This window comes from Microbacterium sp. (genome assembly GCF_035556355.1).
Taxonomy (GTDB): domain Bacteria; phylum Actinomycetota; class Actinomycetes; order Actinomycetales; family Microbacteriaceae; genus Microbacterium.
This window is the reverse complement of the sequence record NZ_DATMFG010000057.1, coordinates 16,117-37,673: the sequence shown is the minus strand read 5'-3', so window position 1 is coordinate 37,673 and position 21,557 is coordinate 16,117. Positions and strand designations below refer to the sequence as shown.

Genomic DNA, 21,557 nt, shown 5'->3' with positions numbered 1-21,557 from the left:
GCTGCTCGCGACGCGCGCGGCTGGGCGCGGCGAGCGCGCCGAACGCTCAGTGGATGTAGATCTCGGCGTTGTCGACGAACCGGTGACCGGCCACGGTCGCCGCGATCAACGCGATCGCGCGACCCTCGTGTCCTTCGTCGACGGGGAGGAACGAGTCGGGATCCACCACGCTCAAGTACTCGAGCGTGATGCGCGGCTCCCCCATGAGGGCGGACTGCGCGGCGGCGATGCAGGCATCCACACCGCGATCGGCGTTGGAGGCCGCGGCGTCGAGCGCCCGCGGCAGCTTGGCGGCCGCCGCGAGGTCGGCGTCGTCGAGCATGCCGACGCGGGTCGACACGGGAAGGCCGTCATCGCCGCGGACCGTATCGACTTCGACGACCTCGACGTCGAAGAAGAGGTCGCGGATCATGCGCTTGACGAGGAACACCCGCTGGCGGTCGCGCAGACCGTACACCGCGATGTCGGGTCGCACGAGGTTGAGCAGCTTGGCCTCGACCGTCAGGAGGCCATCGAAGTAGAAAGGTCGCGAACGCCCCTCGTATCGGAGCCCGAGGTCGCCGGCGCCCACCTTCGTCGCCGAGCCCGGCGGCAGCAGCTCGTCTCGCGTCGGCGCGAAGACGACGTCGACGCCGAGCGAGTGCAGGAGCGCTTCGTCCTCATCGGGCGTGCGCGGGTACCCCTCGAACTCGGCGACCGTCGCGAACCGCAGCGGGTTGACGAAGATCGAGACGACGACGATGTCGGCGGACTCGCGTGCCGTGTGGACGAGGTCGATGTGGCCGTCGTGCAGGGAGCCGATGGTCGAGACGAGCGCGACACGGGCCCCTTCGCCGGCTGCGGCTCTGGCCTGGGCCAGTCGGGTGCGCAGTCCGTCGATGGTCGTGATCATCCGTCGATGCTATCGGCGGGTCCGCCCGCAAGACCGCCACCGGCGAGCCCCGTGTCGGCGGCCGCCCCGTCCGAGAGGGCGTGGTCGATCGTCGAGTGCACGAGTGTGCGGAGGTACGACCCGGGGTCGGAGACCCCGGCCTCCGAGAGCAGCGACATCGACTGCGCGACGATCGAGCGCGAGAATGCCGTCGCCGTCGCGATCGCCTCGCCATAGGCGGCGCGATCGGACTCGGCGATCACGACCGGCTCGCACCCGAGCTCGACCGCGAGCGCCTGCGCGATGGGCAGCACGGGCACCGGCGCGGTCACGGCCGCGTACGCGCCCGAGAGCTGGCGCAGGTCCATCGATGTCCCGGTGAAGGCGATGGCCGGATGCAGCGCGAGCGGTATCGCTCCCTGGGCGACCGCGGGCGCGAGGACGTCGGTGCCGAACGCGGGGTCCGTGTGCAGCACGAGCTGCCCAGGCTGCCACGCGCCGACATCGGCGAGGCCGCTCACGAGGTCGGGAAGCTGGTCGTGCGGCACCGCCACCACGACGAGTTCCGCGCGGCGCGCGACCTCGACGGCGTCAAGCACCGGCAGCCCGGGGAACAGCGCCTCGACCCGCTCGGGGTCGGAGCCCTTCGTGATGCCGACGAGGGCGTGTCCGGCACCGGCGAGTGCGGCGGCGAGCACGGGACCGACACGTCCCGCACCGATCACGCCGACCCCGAGGCGTCCGTCGCGTGTCATGGGCGCTCTCCGTCGGCCGGCGGGGGTGCGGGGATGTCGGGGGTGTCCGGTGCAGCCGGAGCCTGAGGTGCGGGCGGCGCCTCTGGCGCGGGCCGCGCTCCGGACGCGGATGCGGCGTCGGGAACCGGCTGCGCTCCGGACGCGGCGTCGGGAACCGGCGAAGCTGCGCCTCCGGCCGGAGGAACGACCTCGGACTGCGGGCTGGGCTGCAGCGGAGCATCCGTCGCGCTCCCGCCGGCTGCAACGGCACCGGCGTCGGCCTCCGCCGCGGCTGCCTCGGCCCACCGGTGTGTACGGTCCACCACGGCGGCGTGCACCGCCGCGCGGGCGACGTCGTCGAAGAGCTCGAGGGCTCGGTCGCGGTCGACCGCTGCGACCGACGCGTAGACGGGTCCGCTCACGACGTGCGCGCGGACGGATGCCACGCGCAGCGCGCGGTCGACGGGACCTTGGTTCAGGCCGAAGCTCTGCATGCGGGCGAGCGGCACGAGCGCGAGCTTGCGCCAGATGAGCCCCCGCCGCAAGAGCAGCAGGTCGTCGGTGAGGCGGAAGCCGTTCCGTCGCCACGACAACGGTCGGATGATCCACGCGCGCTTGGGCGTCGTCGTGAACGAGTCCTCCTCGGTCGGCCCACTGATGCCCTCGCGCACGATGAGGGCCCATTCGTCCTCGCCGACGGTCGGCTGCAGCAGGCGCAGCACGCGCTCGACGTCGAGGGCGGTGCCCACGGGCAGCGCCGTCGTGAACTGGTCCGTGCTGCCCTCGCTCGCACTGCGGCCCGAAAGACGGTTGATGCGGATCTTCCACCAGCCGAACGGCCGCCACAGGATCGGCTGCTCGACTTCGACGGCGTGGACGCGTCCGGGCGGGACGATCTCCGTGATCGTGGTGAGGAGGCCGAACGTGATGCGCACTCCATCGGGCGTCGGGGCGATCGAGTAGCGCAGCGAACGGAAGATCGTGCGCACCCACAGCGCGCCGAGACCGATGAGCGCGGGCACGTACGCGAAGAGAACCCACGCGATGCCGAACGACGCCGCGACGGCGACCGCGATGAGCGCGATGATGAACGCGACCGTCGACATGCTCACGACCTGCGACAGGATGATGCGTCCGACGGGGATGCTGACGACCGACTCGGGCTCGGCGACCGGAGCCTCATCGCCCTCGATGAGCCCGGTGATCCCACGGCTCACCGTCTCGGAGAGGGCATGCGCACGTGAGCGCGGACCCGTCGGTCCGGCGCCGCCCGGCCCGGCATCCGTCAGTCGTCGGCCCGACGCGAGCCTCAGGATGTCGGCTCGCACCGCCTCGGCGTTCGCGGTCGACAGGTATTCGAGCTTCACGTTCGCGTCGGTGCCGGCGCCGACGACCTCGAGCTTCGCCATGCCGAGCAGCCGCGCGATCATCGGCCGCACGAGGTTCACCCCCTGCACGCGGTCGAGCGGCGCGCGGCGCTGCGTGCGGAAGAGCACCCCGCTGCGCACCTCGACGTCGTCCTCGGTGATGCGGAACGTGTGGAACCGCCACGAGAGGTAGAACAGCACGACGAGCAGGATGAGCACGACGAGCACGACGACGCCCGCGAGGAAGTACAGGTTGTTCGCGACGATCCAGTCGATCGGGTCGCCCGTGTCCCAGTCCTCGATCTCGACGTCAGGCGCGAACCACGGCAGGAAGAGGAACACCAGTCGATCGCGCAGGTTCGCGACGATGACGCCGATCACGACGAGCAGGAAGATGCCGCCGCGCAGCAGCGGAGTGAGCGGATGCAGCCGGTGCCAGTCGCCGTCGCTGAGCGGCGACCGAACGGGGCCTGCGACGACCGGTCCGCCCGTGAAGGCCTGCGGTTCGGTCATAGCCCCGTGCGCCGGCTCTCGGCGACCTGGATGAGGTGGTCGCGCAGCGTCTCGGCGGTCGCCTGTTCGAGTCCGGGGATCGTGACGCCAGTCGTCGCCGCGGCCGTCACGAACTTGAGCTGCGCGATGCCGAAGCCGCGGTCGAGCGGCCCGTGCGTGATGTCGACGAGCTGCATACGGCCGTACGGCACCGCGACGAAGCGCTGCCACAGGATGCCGCGGCGGAAGACGAGGTCGTCGTCGCGCAGCTGGTAGCCGATCGCGCGCGCCTGGCGCGGCATGATCGCGAGCGTCCACGCGAGGATCACCGTGAGGATGCCGCCGGGGATCCACGCCCACACCTGGTGCATCAGGAGCGTCAGAACGAGGGTCGCCGCGATCACGATCAGCAGGAAGGACCCGGTCGAGATGAGCTGCACCCACACGTACTTCGGCGAGATCTGGTGCCACGTGCCGCTTTCGAGCACGAGGCGGTTCTCGGACCTGGGCTCGATCAGTCGCCCGAACGTACCGTGATCGAGAGTCTCGTCAATGGTGGTGGGCTTCGAGTCCGGGGTCTTCGCCTCCGGGCTGTTCGTCATCGTCGTCCTTCCGGATGATGCACAGGTGCTCGGCGACAAGGCCGGCCCCGATCAGCAGAGCGCCCGCGGCGGCGGTCGCGAGGATCGTGCCCATCGAGCCTAGCGATGGCGTGACCGGTCGCGTGACGAGGAAAAGCGCCAGACCGACGCCGATGCCCCCGACCGCCGCGCCGACGATGCTCGACGCCTTCGCGAGCATCGCGATGCGCACCGCGCGGAACGGGTTCACCGGCTGGCCGGACTTGCCGTGGATCGCACGCCGGATCGGCACGGCGAGCGCGACGACGACCGCACCGAGCAGCACCAGGAGGATCGGCAGCGTCACCGCGGGCGTGAAAGTCGGGCGCCCCGTGGCCGTCAGCACCTGGTCGATGAGGAAGCCGACGCCGATGCCGATGACCGCGGCCACGACGAGCATGCCGGCGCTCGTGCGCTTCACGAGCCTTCCCCCGTTCGCAGATGCTCGAGGAGCACGTCGACGCGACCGACGCCGGGCAACTCGGCATCCGGATCGATCGCGAGCCACGGCGCGAGCACGAACTCACGCTCGGCCGCGCGCGGGTGCGGCAGCGTCAGAGTGGGGTTCGCCGACTGCACGTCCGCGTACGAGATGAGGTCGAGATCGAGGGTGCGGTCGCCCCAGCGCTCGCGGCGCTCGCGTCCGTGCCGCGCCTCGATGCGGTGCAGGTACTCGAGCAGCACCGACGGCGCGAGCCGCGTCGTGACGATCGCGACCGAGTTGAGGTAGGCAGGGGCCTGCTCATCGGGGCCTTCGGGCTTGACGGCGACCGACTCGATCGGCGTCGCCACGCGCACCTCGGCGACGAGCGGCAGCCTCGCGAGGTCCTTCACCGCCGCCTCGAGCGTCGCCTTCCGGTCGCCGAGGTTGGCGCCGAGCGCGACGACAGCCTCAACCCACGGGCGGTCGTGCCGTGCGGGCACGTCGCCCTGCGGTCCGTCGGCGAGTCGGCGGCTCACAGCGCAACCCCTCTGTCTCCGGCGGGCGAATCGGATGCCGCGCCCTTCACGCGCCGGATGGTGACGGCCACATCCGCGAAGGTCAGCGGGATCGGAGCATCCGGCTTGTGCACCGTCACCTCGGCCGACCGCACCGGGGCGGGCTCGAGCAGCGCGTCGGCGATGCGCGCCGCGAGCGTCTCGATCAGGTCGACCGGCTCGCCCTCGACGATCGCGGCCACGCGCTCCGCGAGCTCTCCGTAGTGGACGGTGTCGGCGACGTCGTCGCTGCGCGCTGCGGGGCGCGTGTCGACGCCGACGGCGAAGTCGATCACGAACCACTGACCATCGCGACGCTCATCGGGGTAGACGCCGTGACGGCCGAAGACGCGCAGACCCGTCAGGCGGATCTCGTCGAGACCTTCCACCGGTCCTCTCCCCTCCATGCTTCGGCGATCCGCAGCGCATCCTTGGTCGCACCGACATCGTGCACGCGCACCGCCCACACTCCGGCCTGGGCCGCGAGCACGCTCGTGACGGCGGTCGCGAGGTCGCGGCGGTGCTCGGAGACGGTGTCGCCGCCAGGCTCGTCGGGCCCGAGCGTCTCGGCGAGGAACCGCTTGCGGCTCGTGCCCACGAGCACGCGCGGGCCGACCCCGATGATGCGGTCGAGTCCGCGCAGCACGTCCCAGTTCTGGTCGCCCTGCTTGCCGAAGCCGATGCCCGGATCGATGATCATGCGTGCCGGCGGGATGCCCGCCTTCGCGGCGGCCTGGATGCGCGCGACGAGCTCGTCGATGACCTCGCGGATGACGTCGTCGTAGCGCGCGTTCGCATACATGTCGGCGGATGCCCCGCGCCAGTGCTGCAGCACGATATCGGCTCCTGTGCCGGCGACCGCGGGGAGCATCTCGGGGTCGGCGAGACCGCCCGACACGTCGTTCACGATGCGGGCGCCCGCCTCGACGGCGGCGAGCGCGGTCGACGCGTTCATCGTGTCGACGCTCACGGTGATGCCCGCGGCCGCGAGGGCCTCGATCACCGGGAGGACTCGTGCACGTTCCACCTCAGGCGACACGCGCTCCGCACCGGGCCGCGTGGACTCGCCCCCGATGTCGACGATGGCGGCTCCCTGTGCGCACAGCGCCAGACCGTGCGCGATCGCCCGCTCGGTGTCGTCATACCGGCCGCCGTCGCTGAAGGAGTCGGGGGTCACGTTGACGATCCCCATGATGAGCGTCATTCGCGCCCCGCGGTGGTCATGAGGGTGATGAGCTCGGCCCGCGCGACGGGCTCGGTGAACTCGCCGCGCGCCGCGATCGTCACGGTCGACGCCTCGCGCTGGCGCTCACCGCGCATGGTCACGCATCCGTGCGTCGCCTCGAGCACGACGAGGACACCGCGCGCCTCGAGCGACTCGGAGATGGTGTCGGCGATCTGCTCGCCGAGGCGCTCCTGCACCTGCGGACGCGCGGCGAGGATCTCGACGACCTTCGCGAGCGCGCCGAGCCCGACGACCTTGTCGCCCGGCAGGTATGCGACATGCGCCTTGCCGCGGAACAGCAGCAGATGATGCTCGCACACGGAGCGGAACTGGATGTCGCGAAGCATCACCGCGCCGGACGGCTGGGTCTCTGGCGCCGGCCCGTGCGCGATCGAGATCGTATGGGCGAGAGGCTCCGCCGGATCGGCCTGGACGCCCGCGAAGAACTCCGCGTAGGCGTCGGCGACGCGTCCGGGTGTCAGGCGCAGGCCCGGACGGTCCGGGTCCTCGCCGATCGCGTCGAGGATCTCGCGGATCGCCGCGGCGACGCGCTCACGGTCGACAGCCATGCCGACGACCCTACGCGGTCGCGGGACGCGCCTGCCCGGTCGGGCGGCGGCGCGGCTTCTTCTCGGGCGTGCCCTGCTCGGCCTCGACGCTGGCCGCCACGCCCGCGGGCTCCTCTCGTCGCGGGATCTCGACGGGGGGCAGAGCCGAGACCGGCCGCCGGGCGCTCGAGAGCCACTGCGGGCGTGGCGGGAGCTTCTTGACATCCTTGAAGATGTCGGCGAGCTCGATGTGGTCGAGAGTCTCCTTCTCGAGCAGCGCGAGCGCGAGCCGGTCGAGGATCTCGCGGTTCGCGTTGAGCACCTCGTACGCCTCGTCGTGTGCCTGCTCGATGAGCGCGCGCACCTCCTGGTCGACGCGCTCGGCGACGCTCTCGGAGTACTCGCGGCCGTGGCCCATGTCGCGGCCGAGGAACATCTCGCCGGAGGCGGAGCCGAGCTTGACCGGCCCGACTTCGGTGGTCATGCCGTACTCGGTCACCATCTTGCGGGCGATGTTCGTCGCCTTCTCGATGTCGTTCGAAGCGCCCGTGGTCGGGTCGTGGAACACGATCTCCTCGGCGACACGGCCACCCATCGCGTACGTCAGCTGGTCCTGAAGCTCGTTTCGCGTGACGGAGTACTTGTCGTCGAGCGGCAGCACCATCGTGTAGCCGAGGGCCTTGCCGCGCGGAAGGATCGTGACCTTCGTGACGGGGTCGGTGTGGTTCATCGCCGCCGCCGCGAGCGCGTGACCGCCCTCGTGGTAGGCCGTGATGAGCTTCTCCTTGTCCTTCATCACCCGCGTGCGCCGCTGCGGCCCCGCGATGACGCGGTCGATCGCCTCGTCGAGCGCACGGTTGTCGATCAGCTGCGCGTTCGAGCGGGCCGTGAGCAGAGCCGCCTCGTTGAGGACGTTCGCGAGGTCGGCGCCTGTGAAGCCCGGGGTCTTGCGCGCGACGACCTCGAGGTCGACGCCGTCTGCGAGGGGCTTGCCGCGGCCGTGCACCTCGAGGATCTTCTTGCGGCCCTGGAGGTCGGGCGCGTCGACGCCGATCTGCCGGTCGAAGCGGCCCGGACGCAGGAGCGCGGGGTCGAGGATGTCGGGGCGGTTGGTCGCCGCGATGACGATGACATTCGCCTTGGGGTCGAAGCCGTCCATCTCGACGAGCATCTGGTTCAGCGTCTGCTCGCGCTCGTCGTGCCCGCCGCCGAGGCCCGCGCCGCGGTGGCGCCCCACGGCGTCGATCTCGTCGATGAAGATGATGGCCGGCGCGTTGTCCTTCGCCTGGTTGAACAGGTCGCGCACGCGGCTCGCGCCGACGCCGACGAACATCTCGACGAAGTCGGAACCGGAGATCGAATAGAACGGCACGCCCGCCTCGCCCGCGACCGCGCGCGCGAGGAGCGTCTTGCCTGTGCCGGGAGGGCCGTACAGCAGCACGCCCTTGGGGATGCGCGCGCCGACCGCCTGGAAGCGCGCCGGGTCCTTCAGGAAGTCCTTGATCTCCTGCAGCTCCTCGATCGCCTCGTCGGCACCTGCGACGTCGGCGAACGTGACCTGCGGCATCTCCTTCGTCACGAGCTTCGCGCGCGACTTGCCGAACTGCATGACCTTGCTGCCGCCGCCCTGCGCGGACGAGAGCAGGAACCAGAACAGCACGCCCAGCAGCAGGAGCGGGAGCATGAGCGACAGGAATCCGTCGAACCACGTCGGGCGCGGCACCGCGTCGTTGAAGCCGTCTTCGGGAGCGGCGGCGTCGATCGCCTGCACGACCTCGTCGGCGCGCGCCGACACGTAGTAGAACTGCACCTCGGTCGCGCCCTCGTAGGGCTTGGACAGCGTCATGTCGACGCGCTGGTCCCCGTCGGTGTTGAGCACCTCGGTCACGGTGTCGCCCTTGAGCAGCTCGAGCCCCTCCTGGGTCGAGATCTGCTTGGCCCCGCCGAGAGTCGAGATCAGCGAGAAACCGACGATGAGGAAGACCCCGATCAGCAGAACATAGAAGAGCGGGTTGCGTGTGATCTTCTTCACGTCCATCGTTCGGGCGCGGCCCGTTACCTTTCGTCGGCGATCCGCCGCCGGGTCGTCCGGATGCCTCGGCAACGGTGGAATTCAGGGTATCGCGGCGATGCTAGGCGCGGCCTGTGCATTCGCCCAGGGCTGAACGCCCGTTCGGGCCCGGGGCATCCGCTCACACCCCGTGTTCTGCGCGAGAAGATGCGGAGGAGACGCGCGTCAGGAGTAGACGTGCGGCGCCAGCACGGCGACATCGCGAAGGTTGCGGTACCGCTCCGCGTAGTCGAGGCCGTAGCCCACGACGAAGTCGTTCGGGATGTCGAAGCCCACGTACCGGCACTTCACCTCGACCTTCGCGGCATCCGGCTTGCGCAGCAGCGCGAACACCTCGATCGATTCCGCTCCGCGGGACTCGAAGTTCTCGAGCAGCCAGCTCAGCGTGAGGCCGGAGTCGATGATGTCCTCGACGATGAGCACGTGCTTGCCGGTGAGGTCGGTGTCGAGGTCTTTGCGGATCTGCACGACGCCGCTCGACTTCGTGCCCTTGCCGTACGACGACACCGCCATCCAGTCGATGGGCGCGACGCGCTTGAGTGCGCGCGAGAAGTCGGCCATGACCATGATCGCGCCCTTGAGCACGCCGACGAGCAGGAGGTCCTTGTCGGCGTAATCGGCATCGACCTGCGCCGCGATCTCCTTCAGCCTCTCGTGGATCTGCTCCTCGGTGACGAGGACTTGGGTGATGTCACTCTGAACTTCGGCGGCGCGCATGGCTCCGAGTCTAGAGTCGCCGGGGCGATCCCGAAGACCCTGTCGGGCGGTCGCCCCGGTCAATAGGCTGAGCGCGTGCCCGGGGGCACCGGAGCCCCCGCGGACCGATCCGGAGGTGGCTGCGATGGCTGGACTGGACGACATCCTCACGATGATCCCCATCGATCAACTCGCATCGAAGCTGGGGGTCGACCCGGACACGGCCGCGCAGGCCGTCGAGCAGGGCGGGGGCGCGATCCTCGCCGGACTGCAGAAGAACGCGCAGTCGCCCGACGGCGCGGCAGCGATCCAGAAGGCGCTCGGGAAGCACCAGGGCCTCGGCGACGCCGTCGACGTCGACAGCGTCGACACCCAGGACGGCGAGAAGATCCTCCAGCACGTGTTCGGCGAGAGGGAGCAGGCGGTCAAGAAGACCCTCACCGAGGCGCCGCAGACCGCGGGTATCGACTTCGGCAAGCTCCTGCCGATGCTCGCGCCCATCGTGATGGGCCTCCTCGCGAAGAAGCAGCAGCCGGCGGCCGAGCCGCAGGCGCAGGGGTCCTCCGGCGGCGGCATCGGCGACGTCATCGGCGGGCTGCTCGGCGGCGGAGGGCTGCAAGGCGGCGGCCTCGACATCGGCGGGCTGCTGGGCGGCCTTTTCGGCGGCGACAAGTAGAGGCGGATGCCTCACCGCCCGTGCGGACGGACGTCAGCGCCGCCCGTTCGCGGTGAAGACGATGCGTCCGCCGGCGCGGTGGGCGCGGCATCCGGGAAGGTCGATGGGCCCCTGACCCGACCAGTCCGTCACGAGGCGTGCGACCTCGACGGTCTGCGTGCGCGTGAGGCTCTCGCCGAACTCCGCCGCGACGACGTGACGGATGATGCGGTTCCGCAGCGCCGCGGGGTTCGCCGCGAGCGCCGCGACCGACACGGAGATGCCGGCCTCGGCGTGCTCGACGACGTCTTGGACGATCTCGTCGATCATGTCGGCGAATGCCTCGGCATCTTCGCGCAGCTGCTCGGCCGTGCGCGCGAGCGCCTCGGCGACCCCCGGCCCGAGCTCCTCCTCGAGGACGGGCAGCACCGTCTCGCGCACGCGCACGCGCACGAAGCGAGGGTCGAGATTGTGCGGGTCGTCCCATGGCTCGATGCCTTCCGCGGCGCAGGCGGCGCGGGTCGTCGCGCGGCGGACGCCGAGGAGCGGGCGGAGAAGCGCCACCCCGTTCGCGAGGGTCGAGACGGGCGCCATGCCCTGCAGGCTCGCCGCACCCGACCCGCGGGCGAGCCCGAGGAGGACGGTCTCGGCCTGGTCGTCGAGCGTGTGCGCGGTGAGGACGGCGGCGTCTCCGGCGGCGCGCGCTTCGGCGGCGAGCGCCTCGTACCGCGCGGCGCGGGCCGCCGCCTCGGGACCGTCACCCCGCGCCACCTCGACTCGGACGACGCGGGCGTCGAGCCCGAGGGCGCGCGCCTTGCCCGCGGCGGCGGTCGCGGCATCCGTCGACCCCTCCTGCAGTCCGTGGTCGACGATCACCGCCGTCGCCCGATGCCCGAGTCTCGGGGCCTCGAACGCCACGGCTGCGGCGAGCGCGAGAGAATCCGCCCCTCCTGAGAGCGCGACGACGACGGCGGAGCCCGGTGCGAGATCGCCGAGCGCCTGGCGCACCGCGCGGCGCACCTCCGCGACGGCGGGATGGAGGCCGGGTCGGTGTTCCACGGGCCCACCGTACCGCCGTGCGGAACTCCGGAGATTCGGGCTCTTCGACGCCGAATCGGGGCCGCTGGGGCGTCGAACGGCCGAAAACTCCGGAGTTCTGCACGCGCGACGCCCGCGACTAGGCTTGTCCGCGGCATTCCCGCAGTCTTCAGAAGGAGCACCACATGGGCGCTTACGACGCCGTCATCGAGATCCCGCGCGGCAGCCGCGTGAAGTACGAGGTCGACCACGGCACGGGCCGCGTCTTCCTCGACCGGGTGCTCTTCACCCCGATGGGCTACCCCGCGAACTACGGCTTCTTCGAAGACACGCTCGGCGAGGACGGCGACCCGCTCGACGTGCTGCTGCTGCTCGATCGCGACCTGTACCCCGGCATCCTCGCGAAGGTGCGCCCGGTCGGCGTGCTCAAGATGAGCGATGAGGCCGGCGGCGACGACAAGGTCGTCGCGGTGCTCGCGAAGGACCCGCGGTGGGACCACATCCAAGACGTCGACGACATCGACGAGTGGACCAAGTCCGAGATCGGCCACTTCTTCGAGCACTACAAGGACCTCGAGCCCGGCAAGTGGGTCAAGGTCGAGCAGTGGGCGAACGCCGCCGAGGCCGAGCGGCTCGTGTCGGAGGCGTTCGACCGCTTCCACGAGAACGAGGGCCAGACCGCGACGCAGGGTGCGGGCGAGGCGCCGAAGACGATCTGACCGACCTCGCCAGGAGGGCCGACTATGTCGCCTCCGGGTCGGGGCCCCATGCGGTGCGCCCGCTGGCCTATGCCTCGACGACTCCGGCGTGCGGTCAGACCGAGATGCCTCGCGCCGCCATGAATCCGACCGGGTTCACCGGCGAGCCGTTGACGTACGTCTCGAAGTGGAGGTGGCAGCCGAACGAGTTGCCGGTGTTGCCTTCGCCTGCGATGAGCTGGCCGGCGTTGACCCACTGGCCGTAGCGCACGTAGATGTGACCCGTCGCGATGTGACCGTAGCCCGTGCCGATGCCCCCGCCGTGGTCGATCTTGATGTAGTTGCCGTAGCCGCCGTTGTAGCCGGCGTACACGACACGCCCGGATGACGCGGCGAAGATGCCCGAATAGCAGCCCGCGGCAAGGTCGACACCATAGTGAAAGCCAGACGAGCAGTAGCTGTTGCCGCACTGTACGGTGCGGGCGCCGTATCCCGAGCTGCGCCATCCGGACGACGGGCGTGCCCAGCCGGAGCCGACGACGGCACCGCCGCCCCCGCCGCCACCGCCACCGCCGCCACCGCCGCCGCCACCACCGTTCGACGCGGCCTGCTCGCGGGCACGACGCTCCGCCTCTTCACGAGCTCGGCGCTCGCGCTCCTCACGCGCCTTGCGCTCGGCCTCGACTCCGGCCTTGTATCCGGCGAGCGTCTTCGCGGTGTTGTCCTTGAGCGCGGCGAGCTGCGCGTCGAGCTCGACCTTTCGGGACTGCTGCTCGGCGAGCGCGGCCTCTGCGGCATCCGCTGCCTGCTGGGCCTCGATCATCTTCTGCTCGGCGATCTTCTGCAGCCGGTCGCGCTCGTCGCGCGCGACCGCGGCCTGGTCGCTCAGGCTCTGCGCGGAGTCGCGCGCCGTGATCGCGTCGGCGTACACTGCTTGGTTGCGCTCGAGGAGCTTGTCCATCGTGCCGAGCCGCGCGAGCAGGTCGTCGGCGGTCGCAGCGGAGCCCGAGAAGAAGAGCTCGAGCGACGTGTCGTCGCCGCCCTTGCGGTACAGCTGCGCGGCGACGCGTCCTGCTTTGGCTGCCGCCTCGTCGGCTTTCGCGGCCTCGGCGTCGGCCTGCTCCTGCAGCTGCTCGGCGTAGAGAGCGGCCTCGAAGTACGCCTGCTGCGCCTCGTAGAACTCGTCGGATGTGCGCTTGGCCTCAGCCTGCGTGCGCGCCACTTCGTTCTCGAGGTTGCGGATGAGGCCCTCGATCTTGGCGACCTCGGCTGCCTTGGCGGCTTCGTTCGCGCGCGCCTTCTCGACCTCTTCCCACGTGGGGTACTGCGCCGCGAAGGCGGCGGGCGCAGCAGAGAATGCACCGCCGATCGATCCCAGCGCTATGACGCCGAGGGCCCCGAGGCCGAGCATGCCGCGCCGCGACACGGACGCGGGCCAGAGCAGGCTGCGCTCACGCGGCGTGGGCGCACAGCCGCAGTCGTCGTACGCCTCCTCGGTCCGCACGCGCACCCCTCCTTGCGGTCGTCGACGCACATCACACTAGCAACATCAGTCACACGCGCAACAGGCAGGACCACACTGTGCCTCCCATATTGCGCCCAGAGCAGCGAGAACGCATCAGTCTCCTTGCGGCGGGTCGGTTTCCGAGCCCCGAGCGCGGGCTCCTCGATTTGGCGGATCGCCGGTCACCTGCGTATGCTGGATCGTCGGTAAGCGTGAGCCCCCGGGTTCACCCGGCCCCATCGTTTAGCGGCCTAGGACGCCGCCCTTTCACGGCGGTAGCACGGGTTCGAATCCCGTTGGGGTCACTCAGCCCAAACCCACAACTGAACAAGCATGGCCCTGTAGCGCAGTTGGTTAGCGTGCCGCCCTGTCACGGCGGAGGTCGCGGGTTCAAGTCCCGTCAGGGTCGCTCCGAGCGACGGGCCCTTTTCTCGAAGAGGGCCTTTCGTCTAGGACGTGGCATCGCGTCGAGCAATCGAAACGGATGCCGCGCGGCTCTGTAGCTCAGTTGGTAGAGCGTTCGACTGAAAATCGAAAGGTCACCGGATCGATGCCGGTCGGAGCCACAAGGGTGACCGTTACATCACCCCAGAAACCCCCGCGTAGCTTCTACATCGCGGGGGTTTCGTGTTCCTCGACGCTGCCTGCGCACCCGAGGCTCGCTCCTGTTCACTGCGCGACCGGCGTGGGCGGCTCCGCGTCTGCCCTGCAGACGGCCGAAGTCCAGCGCGAGTGACGTCCGCGCGCGTTGACACCGCGCCCGCGCCTCTGCGAGCGTGAAGTCGACCGAGGCGAAGGAGCACGGGACGTGACGCAGGCGAACGAGAGCTTCCCCGATCTCGACATCGGCACGGTGATCGACATCGAGATCGTGAGCATCACGGATGCCACCGGCGCCCCGCCCTCGGTCGCGCCGACGCCCGGCCGGCTGCCGGGTGAGCGCGTCGAGAACCCCTTCCCCGCCCCGAAGCTCGAGGACGTGCTGTCCGCACTGCGCGCCGGCGAGACCACCGTGCACGCGACGGGGCCCCACCGCGGCATAGCGATCGTCGGACCGCACCAGGTCGAGCTCGAGCTCTATCCCGCCGAGACGCACGCCGGCACCGGGACGGTGACCGAGAACTTCACGGTGACCCAGATCGACTCCGGGTCGCTGTCCCTCGCGCCGGTGGGCGACGATGGCGACTGAGCAGGAGCCGCGGCCGCCCGAGCGCCCGGCGGGCCCCGCGCTCATGCACCTGTTCGAGCAGGAGCTCGCCGCCGCCGACACCGCCCGCGAGGCGTTGCAGGCGCGGGCGAGCACCGTCATCACGACCTCCGTCGCGCTCGCCACCCTGTTCCTCGCGTTCGGCGGTCTCGTGCAGGGGCCGGAGGACCCGCTGCCTTCCGTCGCGCTCGCGCTGCTCGTCGCGGCCGCAGCGACTCTGCTCGCGAGCAGCCTGACCGCATTCCGGCTGCAGGCGTTCCGCCGCCTTCCGAGGCTGAGCGATGAGACGCTCACGCTGTACACGCACCCCGAGCTGCCCGCCGCGAGCGCGCTCGATCTCGAGACGCGCATCCTGCCGACGCTCGCGGTGCGCATCCGCTCCGCGAGGGAACTCAACGAACGTCTCCATGCGCTCCTGCTGCGCGCGCTCGCCCTCGAAGTCGCCGGGGTCGTGCTCGCGGCGACAGGTGCGGTGGTTCTCCTCGCCGTGGCGACGGATGCCGCATCCGCCGCCTGGCCGCTCATCGCGGGCCTCGTCGTGTCGGCGGCGGTCGTGTTCGCGGTGCTCGTATGGAGAGGGAGGCCGCTCGCGGCGCCGTGAGCGAAGGCGCAGACGAACCCCTCCCGCTGGGAGAGTCGGCTCTCCTCCGGACGGCTCCTCAACACGTAGCCTTTCGAGAGGATCTACCGAGCGTTCGATGACTCGAGCACGTCGACGCGGACTTGAGAGGACCGACGATGTTCACGCTGGATGCGCCCTGGGAGGGCAAGCTCTTCTCCGACGGCTGGGTGAGCGGCGGCGGCGCGCCGCTGGAGGTGCGCTCCCCCGGTTCAGGTGCCGTCTTCACGAGGGTGGGCGGCGCGACCCCCGAAGATGTGGACCGCGCCGTGACCCGCGCGACGGCGGCGCAGAAGGCGTGGGCGTCCCAGCCGTACACGGCCAGGGTCGCGGTTCTGCTCAAGGCGGCGCAGCTGCTGCGGGAGAACCCCGCGCGCCTGCACGAGGTGCTGGTCGCGGAGTCGGGCTCGACACAGGGCAAGGCCGGCTTCGAGACCATGCTGGTCACGACCGAGCTGGAGGAGTCGGCCGCACTGGCATCGCACCCGTACGGTGAGGTGCTCCGGTCGATGAAGCCCCGCTTCTCCGTGGCGAAGCGAGTCCCGGTCGGCGTCGTCGGTGTGATCTCGCCGTTCAACTTCCCCGGGATCCTCTCGATGCGCTCGGTGGCTCCCGCACTTGCGCTGGGCAACGCCGTGATCCTCAAGCCGGACCCGCGCACTCCCGTCTCCGGCGGGCTGGCGCTGGCCGCCCTGCTGTCGGAAGCCGGGCTGCCCGACGGTGTGCTGCACGTCCTGCCGGGCGGGGCCGATGTGGGGAATGCGATCGTCACGCATCCGGGAATCCCGACGCTCTCGTTCACCGGCTCCACGGCGGCAGGGCGGAAGATCGCGGAAGTCGCGGGTCCGCTGCTGAAGAAGGTGCATCTCGAGCTGGGCGGGAACAACGCCATGCTCGTGCTGCCCGACGCCGACGTGGAGCGGGCGGCATCCGTTGCCGCGTGGGGATCATTCCTGCACCAGGGGCAGATCTGCATGACGACCGGCCGGCATCTCGTCCACCGATCGATCGCGGACGAGTACGTCCGCCTGCTGGCGGAGAAGGCGAAGCGCCTCCCGGTCGGGGACGGTGCGGACCCGGGCAATGCCCTCGGGCCGCTCATCGACGACCGGCAGCTGCAGCATGTGGTCGACGTGGTGGAGACAGCGGTGTCGCAGGGCGCGACGATCGCAGCGGGCGGCACCCACGAAGGGCCGTTCTACGCTCCCACGGTGCTCACCGACGTCACGGTCGACAACCGGGCCTGGACCGAGGAGATCTTCGGTCCGGTGGCGCCCGTCATGGTCTACGACGACGTCGATGAGGCGATCGACATCATCAACGCCTCCGAGTACGGGCTGTCGGTGTCGATCCTCACCGGAGACGCGTATCGGGCCTTCGAGCTGGCCGACCGGATCGAGTCCGGGGCCATCCACATCAACGACGCCACCGTCGACGACGAAGCCCCGATCCCGTTCGGCGGGACCAAGGCCTCCGGGGTCGGCGGACGCTTCGGCGGGCCCCACGCGAATCTGGACACCTTCACGGAGATCCGCTGGATCACCGTCCAGTCGGAGATCGAGGCCTACCCGTTCTGACGGTCGACACCGCGATCGCCCGCGGATCAGCGTGGTCGTCGTGATCGCTCAACGCGCGTTCGCCGGGGGGACCGTCCTGCGCATCACGGTCTTGCTCTTGCCGATGTGACGCTCGAACGTGAATCCCGCCTTCTCGAACATCGCCCGCGTGCCGTTGTGGAGGAACGACGCCGACGTCTTCTTGCCGGGCACGAGCTCGTTCGGGAACGAGACGACCTCGCCTCCGCCGGCCAGCGCGATGAGCTCGAGCGCGCCGTCGAGGGCCTCTCGTGCGACGCCCGAGCGCCGGTGGTCGCGGTCGACGAAGAAGCACGTGATGCGCCACGGCGCCGGGTGCGCCTCGCCCGCGTCGTACTGCGTGCGGTGGTAGATGCGCGGCAGCTGCTCAGGGCTGCCGTATTCACACCACGCGATCGCCCGATCCCCGTCGAACACGAGGGCGGCGTGCGCGACCCCCTCCTCGACGAGACGCCGTTTGAACTCCGGGTTCCTGTGCTCGGCCCGGGTGGTGGTCTCGGTGTCGTCGTGGAAGTACGTGCAATAGCAGCCGCCCCACACGCCGTTGTGCTTCTCGGCGAGCGCGAGCCACGCCGGGAAGGTCTCGGGCGTGAGCGGCTTGATCACATGACGGCCATCACCCATGGCGCACTCCTCGCGTCGGTGCGGCAAGTGTTGCGCGGGGGTCGGACATCGAGGAGGTCAGATGTCGCTGAAGTCGTTCATCGGCGCGCTGATCCGGCTGACGACGTCGTCCTCCACGGCGAGCTCGACGAAGAGGATGCCGATCTCGCCCGTGACGAGTGACGTCGTGCCGGGCACCTCGTGACGACCGAGCTGCAGGTGGTCGGCGATGCCGTCCTGGTCCTCGTCCCAGAGGTCCACGGCGCCGGCGGCGACGGCATCCGCCCGTGTCGAACCCACCGCGATCCCCTCGGCCGTTCGGAACGGCACTCCGTCGATCTCCGGCGCGCTCACGGTGATCCACACCTGGGACTGATCCTCCACAGACATGAGGACACGCACCTCGGGCCATTCGTATTCGACCAGCCCACGGTCGTACCACCCGTCGAGCTCGACCGCCGGGGGCGCGTGCCCGGTGATCTCTTCGAGCGCCGCGAGGATCCCCGGCCCGTCGTCCAGGGAGATCGTCTCGGTCACATCGTCGTGCGTGTACGCGAAAGCCTCCACGGACAGGACGACCTCTCGTGCAGGCGACGGCTGCGCCGGGGTCGACGCGGTCGGCGCGAACGGCGCCACGGGTCGGGCTCGCATCCGGGTGAGGGCCTCTCATGATCGCCGACTCGCGCACGCGGGTGGGCGATCGGGTGCTTCGCGGACAGGACTGCTGCCCCGACCATTCTCACAGGGACACGCCGGCGCCCGACGTTCCATCCACAGGGGCTCCGGCGTCTCCAGGCAGAATGGCCGCATGCCCCGCTTCTTCCGGGCCGTGCTCCGGTACCCCGTGATCTTCGTCACGATCGTCGTGCTCGTGGGTGTGCTCGTGCTCGAGGCGGCGGGTGCGACGAGCACCTCGAAGTGGATCTCGATCGTCTACGTGGCTGCGATCATCGCCTGGACGCTGGTCGGCATGGTGCGCGACGTGCTGCGCGGGCATGTCGGGCTCGACGTGCTCGCGGTCGTCGCGATGGTCGCGACGCTCGCGGTCGGAGAGTACATCGCGTCGCTCATCATCGTGCTGATGCTCACCGGCGGCGAGGCGCTCGAGGACTACGCCGGCCGCCGCGCGCGGCGCGAGCTGACGAACCTCCTCGACCGGTCGCCGCAGATCGCGCACGTGATCGTGCACCCGTCCGACGAGTCATCGGGCGACGTGCAGGACATCTCGGCCGACGACGTGCGCGTGGGCGACGTGCTGCTCGTGCGGCCGTCCGAGATCGTCCCGGTCGACGGCGAGCTGCTCACCGAGTCGGGCTCGTTCGACGAGTCGTCGATCACGGGCGAGAGCCTGCCCGTGACGAGGCGAGCCGGCGACGAAGTGCTGTCCGGCGCGATCAACGGCTCGCGCGCGGTGCGCATCCGCGCGGTGCGCCGAAGCGGCGACAGTCAATACCAGCAGATCGTCGCACTCGTGCGCGAGGCGCAGGATTCGCGAGCCCCCGTCGTACGGCTCGCCGACCGGTTCGCGATCCCGTTCACGGCGGTCTCGCTCGTGATCGCGGGCGCCGCGTGGGGGATCTCGGGCGACCCGACCCGGTTCGCCGAGGTGCTCGTGCTCGCGACCCCGTGCCCGCTGCTCATCGCGGCTCCGGTCGCCTTCCTCGGCGGGCTGTCGCGCGCCGCCAAGGCGGGAGTCATCGTCAAGGGCGGCGCCGTGATCGAGCAGCTCGCGCGCGTGAGGTCGGCCGCGTTCGACAAGACGGGCACGCTCACGCAGGGCCGCCCCGACCTCGTCGAGGTGCGGCCCGCCCCCGGCTTCGACGCCGACCGCGTGCTCGCGCTCGCGGCATCCGCGGAGCAGTACTCGAGCCACGTGCTCGCCGACGGCATCCGTCGTGCCGCGGTCGCGCGCGGCCTCACGATCGAGCGCGCGGAGCGCGCGAGCGAAGCCGCGACGAACGGCGTCACGGCGACCATCGCGGGGCAGACGGTCGTCGTGGGCAAGCCCGCGTACGTGAGCTCGCTCGCGCCCGACGCCGAGCGCACACCGCTCGCGCCCGGGCAGGCGGCCGCGTACGTCGCGATCGACGGGCGCTACGCGGGCGCCCTCGTGCTCGCCGACGACCCCCGTCCCGAGTCGCCCGCCGTCGTGTCGTGGCTGCGGGCGCACGGCGTCGAGCGCATCGCGATGCTCACCGGAGACGCGGCCCCCACCGCCGAGACGATCGCGGCATCGGTCGGCATCGACGAGGTGCACGCCGAGCTCCTGCCCGCCGAGAAGGTGCACCTCGCGGCGCAGCTTCGGCCACGGCCGGTGCTCATGGTGGGCGACGGCGTCAACGACGCTCCCGTCCTCGCGGCCGCGGACGTGGGCATCGCGATGGGCGCCAAGGGCGCGACGGCCGCCGGTGACGCCGCGGCCGCCGTCGTGCTGCAGGACTCGCTCGCCCGCGTCGCGGATGCGGTCGCGATCGGGCGGCACACGCTCCGCGTCGCGTACGCCGCGATCTGGATCGGCATCGCGCTGAGCATCGGCCTCATGCTCGTCGCGACCACGGGCGTCATCCCGGCGGTCGTCGGCGCGCTCGTGCAGGAGCTCGTCGACCTCGCGACGATCCTCTACGCGCTGCGTGCACTGGCCGGTCCGGTCGCCGACCTCGACGCCTACGCGAAGACGGATGCGCCGTCCGCGCCGACCCCGGCCGGGACCGTCGACCGGCCGACGGCCGCGTGACGCGGCATCCGTCTCACAGGCGTTCGGGCCGGAACCCGTAGCCCACCAGCCGCGCCATGAGCGGCCGCGCGATCGGGATGGCGATCCGCATGACGATCCGCTGCAGCCGCGTCGGAGGATTGTCGAGCAGCCGCACGCCCCGGCCCGTCGCGATCGTGCGGTGGACGCCCCGCTGGATCCGCTGCATGAGTATCGTGGGCAGCTCGCGGCGCCGCTGCACCGCGACGCACGCGGCGTCGATCTCGGCGGCGTCGCCCGACTTCAGGGCGGGCACGAGCACGCGGGCGGCGGCCACCGCGTCCTGGATCGCGTAGTTCACGCCGACGCCGAACGCGGGCGACATCGCATGGGCGGCGTCGCCGATGAGCAGCACGCCCGGCGACCACCACCGTTCGAGGCGATCGATCTGCACCGACAGGAGGCTCACCTCGGCGAGCGAGCCGAGGTGGTCGACGACCGTCCGCAACGGCGGCACGGCGCGAGTGAGCCGTTGGCGGAAGGCTGCGAGGCCCTGCTCGCGCATCTCGTCGAACGACCCCTTCGGGATGATCATGCCGCACTGCAGGTAGTCGGGCCGCGGGATCGTGATGACCATGCCCTCCTCCGAGATCCACGCCAGCGTGTCGGGAAGCTCGGTGTCGGGGTAGGGCAGGCGGAACCACAGAACGTCGCACGGCACGCCCTGCGCACGCGGGGTGAAGCCGAGCACGTCGCGCACCGTCGAGTGGCGGCCGTCGGCGGCGACCACGAGGTCCGCCGAGATCACGTCCTCGCCTCCGTCGCGCGTCCGCACGCGCACGCCGTTCACGCGGCCGCCCGCCGCGCGCGTCACGTCGACGGCCTCCGCTCCCATGCGCAGATCGAACGTCGGATGCTGCTTGCCCGTCGCCGCGAGCAGGTCGAGCAGGTCCCACTGCGGCATGAGGGTCAGCATCCGGTTCGGCGGAGGCAGCGTCGTGAAGTCGATCGCGTGCACGCGCACGCCGTTCGCCACGACGTCGAGCCGCGGCAGCGGCTTGTGCGGGATCGCGTCGAACTTCTCGCGCACGCCGAGCGCGTCGAGGATGTTGAGCGTCGACGGATGCACCGTGTCTCCGCGGAAGTCGCGGAAGAAGTCCTCGTGCTTCTCGAGCACGGTGACCTCGACACCCGCGCGTGCGAGGAGGAGACCGAGCATCACGCCGGCGGGTCCTCCGCCGGCGATACACACCTTTGCCGAGGGGGTCACGTCGGCTCACGCTACCGCAGCCCCCGGCGGTCGCGGATGAGCCGTCCGCGGTTCGGAGGAATCCCCCGGGCGGG

At 70.8% G+C, this 21,557-nt stretch carries 22 protein-coding genes and 3 tRNA genes; 9 read left to right on the top strand and 16 right to left on the bottom strand.

Features of this window, described 5'->3' with window-relative positions:
- Window positions 1–46: 46 nt before the first annotated feature.
- The 11 genes from panC to hpt all read right to left on the bottom strand — a co-directional run bounded on the left by panC (window position 47) and on the right by hpt (window position 9,623).
- A complete protein-coding gene (gene panC, locus VNR19_RS16280) occupies window positions 47–892 on the bottom strand; it encodes a pantoate--beta-alanine ligase (RefSeq protein WP_325728322.1) in 846 nt (281 codons plus the stop codon).
- Complete coding sequence (locus VNR19_RS16275) at window positions 889–1,626, bottom strand: Rossmann-like and DUF2520 domain-containing protein (RefSeq protein WP_325728321.1); 738 nt, start codon at window positions 1,624–1,626, stop codon at window positions 889–891. The genes panC and VNR19_RS16275 overlap by 4 nt, the downstream gene beginning before the upstream one ends.
- Entirely contained in the window at window positions 1,623–3,485 is a 1,863-nt protein-coding gene (locus tag VNR19_RS16270) for a PH domain-containing protein (protein ID WP_325728320.1), read from the bottom strand. The genes VNR19_RS16275 and VNR19_RS16270 overlap by 4 nt, the downstream gene beginning before the upstream one ends.
- Window positions 3,482–4,066, bottom strand: a complete 585-nt coding sequence (locus VNR19_RS16265) for a PH domain-containing protein (RefSeq protein ID WP_325728319.1) — start codon at window positions 4,064–4,066, stop codon at window positions 3,482–3,484. Before VNR19_RS16265 ends, VNR19_RS16270 begins: the two co-directional genes overlap by 4 nt.
- Window positions 4,014–4,505, bottom strand: coding sequence for a DUF3180 family protein (locus VNR19_RS16260; RefSeq protein ID WP_325728318.1), 492 nt, complete (start codon window positions 4,503–4,505; stop codon window positions 4,014–4,016). The genes VNR19_RS16265 and VNR19_RS16260 overlap by 53 nt, the downstream gene beginning before the upstream one ends.
- Entirely contained in the window at window positions 4,502–5,044 is a 543-nt protein-coding gene (gene folK, locus VNR19_RS16255; RefSeq protein ID WP_325728317.1) for a 2-amino-4-hydroxy-6-hydroxymethyldihydropteridine diphosphokinase, read from the bottom strand. Before folK ends, VNR19_RS16260 begins: the two co-directional genes overlap by 4 nt.
- On the bottom strand, window positions 5,041–5,451 hold the full coding sequence (gene folB / locus VNR19_RS16250) for a dihydroneopterin aldolase (protein ID WP_325728316.1): 411 nt from the start codon (window positions 5,449–5,451) through the stop codon (window positions 5,041–5,043). Before folB ends, folK begins: the two co-directional genes overlap by 4 nt.
- The gene (folP, locus tag VNR19_RS16245) at window positions 5,424–6,266 is read right to left on the bottom strand and encodes a dihydropteroate synthase (protein WP_325728315.1); all 843 of its coding nucleotides are present in this window, start codon (window positions 6,264–6,266) and stop codon (window positions 5,424–5,426) included. Before folP ends, folB begins: the two co-directional genes overlap by 28 nt.
- Window positions 6,263–6,856: a GTP cyclohydrolase I FolE gene (gene folE / locus VNR19_RS16240; RefSeq protein ID WP_325728314.1), complete on the bottom strand. Its 594-nt coding sequence runs from the start codon at window positions 6,854–6,856 to the stop codon at window positions 6,263–6,265. The genes folP and folE overlap by 4 nt, the downstream gene beginning before the upstream one ends.
- Before the next feature lie 10 nt (window positions 6,857–6,866).
- Window positions 6,867–8,873: an ATP-dependent zinc metalloprotease FtsH gene (gene ftsH, locus VNR19_RS16235; RefSeq protein ID WP_325728313.1), complete on the bottom strand. Its 2,007-nt coding sequence runs from the start codon at window positions 8,871–8,873 to the stop codon at window positions 6,867–6,869.
- Window positions 8,874–9,071: 198 nt separating this feature from the next.
- Entirely contained in the window at window positions 9,072–9,623 is a 552-nt protein-coding gene (gene hpt / locus VNR19_RS16230) for a hypoxanthine phosphoribosyltransferase (protein WP_325728312.1), read from the bottom strand.
- Between the two features lie 124 nt (window positions 9,624–9,747).
- On the opposite strand from hpt, the gene VNR19_RS16225 reads away from it, so the two are divergent.
- Complete coding sequence (locus VNR19_RS16225) at window positions 9,748–10,278, top strand: DUF937 domain-containing protein (protein ID WP_325728311.1); 531 nt, start codon at window positions 9,748–9,750, stop codon at window positions 10,276–10,278.
- Between the two features lie 33 nt (window positions 10,279–10,311).
- Here VNR19_RS16225 and tilS read toward each other — a convergent pair whose 3' ends face one another.
- The gene (gene tilS / locus VNR19_RS16220; protein WP_325728310.1) at window positions 10,312–11,316 is read right to left on the bottom strand and encodes a tRNA lysidine(34) synthetase TilS; all 1,005 of its coding nucleotides are present in this window, start codon (window positions 11,314–11,316) and stop codon (window positions 10,312–10,314) included.
- A gap of 164 nt (window positions 11,317–11,480) precedes the next feature.
- Between tilS and VNR19_RS16215 the strand changes: the two genes are divergently transcribed.
- Window positions 11,481–12,014, top strand: a complete 534-nt coding sequence (locus VNR19_RS16215; protein ID WP_325728309.1) for an inorganic diphosphatase — start codon at window positions 11,481–11,483, stop codon at window positions 12,012–12,014.
- Between the two features lie 94 nt (window positions 12,015–12,108).
- Here the strand turns inward: VNR19_RS16215 and VNR19_RS16210 are convergent, their stop codons facing one another.
- Window positions 12,109–13,497, bottom strand: coding sequence for a M23 family metallopeptidase (locus tag VNR19_RS16210; RefSeq protein WP_325728308.1), 1,389 nt, complete (start codon window positions 13,495–13,497; stop codon window positions 12,109–12,111).
- A gap of 232 nt (window positions 13,498–13,729) precedes the next feature.
- Here VNR19_RS16210 and VNR19_RS16205 point away from each other — a divergent pair.
- The 6 genes from VNR19_RS16205 (at window position 13,730) to VNR19_RS16180 (ending at window position 16,900) form a co-directional block, all read left to right on the top strand.
- Window positions 13,730–13,802 (top strand) — tRNA-Glu (locus VNR19_RS16205).
- A 30-nt stretch (window positions 13,803–13,832) separates the two neighbouring features.
- A tRNA-Asp gene (locus VNR19_RS16200) sits at window positions 13,833–13,906 on the top strand.
- 84 nt (window positions 13,907–13,990) lie between these two features.
- Window positions 13,991–14,063 (top strand) — tRNA-Phe (locus VNR19_RS16195).
- A gap of 242 nt (window positions 14,064–14,305) precedes the next feature.
- Window positions 14,306–14,686, top strand: coding sequence for a hypothetical protein (locus tag VNR19_RS16190; protein ID WP_325728307.1), 381 nt, complete (start codon window positions 14,306–14,308; stop codon window positions 14,684–14,686).
- Complete coding sequence (locus tag VNR19_RS16185; RefSeq protein WP_325728306.1) at window positions 14,676–15,305, top strand: hypothetical protein; 630 nt, start codon at window positions 14,676–14,678, stop codon at window positions 15,303–15,305. The genes VNR19_RS16190 and VNR19_RS16185 overlap by 11 nt, the downstream gene beginning before the upstream one ends.
- A 137-nt stretch (window positions 15,306–15,442) precedes the next feature.
- A complete protein-coding gene (locus tag VNR19_RS16180) occupies window positions 15,443–16,900 on the top strand; it encodes an aldehyde dehydrogenase family protein (protein ID WP_325728305.1) in 1,458 nt (485 codons plus the stop codon).
- 48 nt (window positions 16,901–16,948) lie between these two features.
- On the opposite strand, the gene VNR19_RS16175 is transcribed toward VNR19_RS16180, so the two are convergent.
- Both VNR19_RS16175 and VNR19_RS16170 read right to left on the bottom strand, forming a co-directional pair.
- On the bottom strand, window positions 16,949–17,542 hold the full coding sequence (locus VNR19_RS16175) for a GNAT family N-acetyltransferase (RefSeq protein ID WP_325728304.1): 594 nt from the start codon (window positions 17,540–17,542) through the stop codon (window positions 16,949–16,951).
- A gap of 57 nt (window positions 17,543–17,599) precedes the next feature.
- Entirely contained in the window at window positions 17,600–18,172 is a 573-nt protein-coding gene (locus VNR19_RS16170; protein WP_325728303.1) for a hypothetical protein, read from the bottom strand.
- A 157-nt stretch (window positions 18,173–18,329) separates the two neighbouring features.
- Here VNR19_RS16170 and VNR19_RS16165 point away from each other — a divergent pair, with 157 nt between their 5' ends.
- Window positions 18,330–20,255 (top strand): heavy metal translocating P-type ATPase, encoded by a 1,926-nt coding sequence (locus VNR19_RS16165; RefSeq protein WP_325728302.1) that lies wholly within the window; start codon window positions 18,330–18,332, stop codon window positions 20,253–20,255.
- Between the two features lie 13 nt (window positions 20,256–20,268).
- Here the strand turns inward: VNR19_RS16165 and VNR19_RS16160 are convergent, their stop codons facing one another.
- On the bottom strand, window positions 20,269–21,465 hold the full coding sequence (locus tag VNR19_RS16160) for an FAD-dependent oxidoreductase (protein ID WP_325728397.1): 1,197 nt from the start codon (window positions 21,463–21,465) through the stop codon (window positions 20,269–20,271).
- Window positions 21,466–21,557: the final 92 nt, after the last annotated feature.

Coding starts and splice junctions, on each gene's coding strand:
- VNR19_RS16175 (WP_325728304.1), bottom strand. CDS start 17,542: ATGGGTGATGGCCGTCATGTGATCAAGCCGCTCACGCCCGAGACCTTC.
- VNR19_RS16265 (WP_325728319.1), bottom strand. CDS start 4,066: ATGACGAACAGCCCGGAGGCGAAGACCCCGGACTCGAAGCCCACCACC.
- VNR19_RS16275 (WP_325728321.1), bottom strand. CDS start 1,626: ATGACACGCGACGGACGCCTCGGGGTCGGCGTGATCGGTGCGGGACGT.
- folP (WP_325728315.1), bottom strand. CDS start 6,266: ATGACGCTCATCATGGGGATCGTCAACGTGACCCCCGACTCCTTCAGC.
- VNR19_RS16180 (WP_325728305.1), top strand. CDS start 15,443: ATGTTCACGCTGGATGCGCCCTGGGAGGGCAAGCTCTTCTCCGACGGC.
- VNR19_RS16225 (WP_325728311.1), top strand. CDS start 9,748: ATGGCTGGACTGGACGACATCCTCACGATGATCCCCATCGATCAACTC.
- VNR19_RS16215 (WP_325728309.1), top strand. CDS start 11,481: ATGGGCGCTTACGACGCCGTCATCGAGATCCCGCGCGGCAGCCGCGTG.
- panC (WP_325728322.1), bottom strand. CDS start 892: ATGATCACGACCATCGACGGACTGCGCACCCGACTGGCCCAGGCCAGA.
- folE (WP_325728314.1), bottom strand. CDS start 6,856: ATGGCTGTCGACCGTGAGCGCGTCGCCGCGGCGATCCGCGAGATCCTC.
- hpt (WP_325728312.1), bottom strand. CDS start 9,623: ATGCGCGCCGCCGAAGTTCAGAGTGACATCACCCAAGTCCTCGTCACC.
- VNR19_RS16270 (WP_325728320.1), bottom strand. CDS start 3,485: ATGACCGAACCGCAGGCCTTCACGGGCGGACCGGTCGTCGCAGGCCCC.
- ftsH (WP_325728313.1), bottom strand. CDS start 8,873: ATGGACGTGAAGAAGATCACACGCAACCCGCTCTTCTATGTTCTGCTG.
- VNR19_RS16185 (WP_325728306.1), top strand. CDS start 14,676: ATGGCGACTGAGCAGGAGCCGCGGCCGCCCGAGCGCCCGGCGGGCCCC.
- VNR19_RS16170 (WP_325728303.1), bottom strand. CDS start 18,172: ATGCGAGCCCGACCCGTGGCGCCGTTCGCGCCGACCGCGTCGACCCCG.
- VNR19_RS16165 (WP_325728302.1), top strand. CDS start 18,330: ATGCCCCGCTTCTTCCGGGCCGTGCTCCGGTACCCCGTGATCTTCGTC.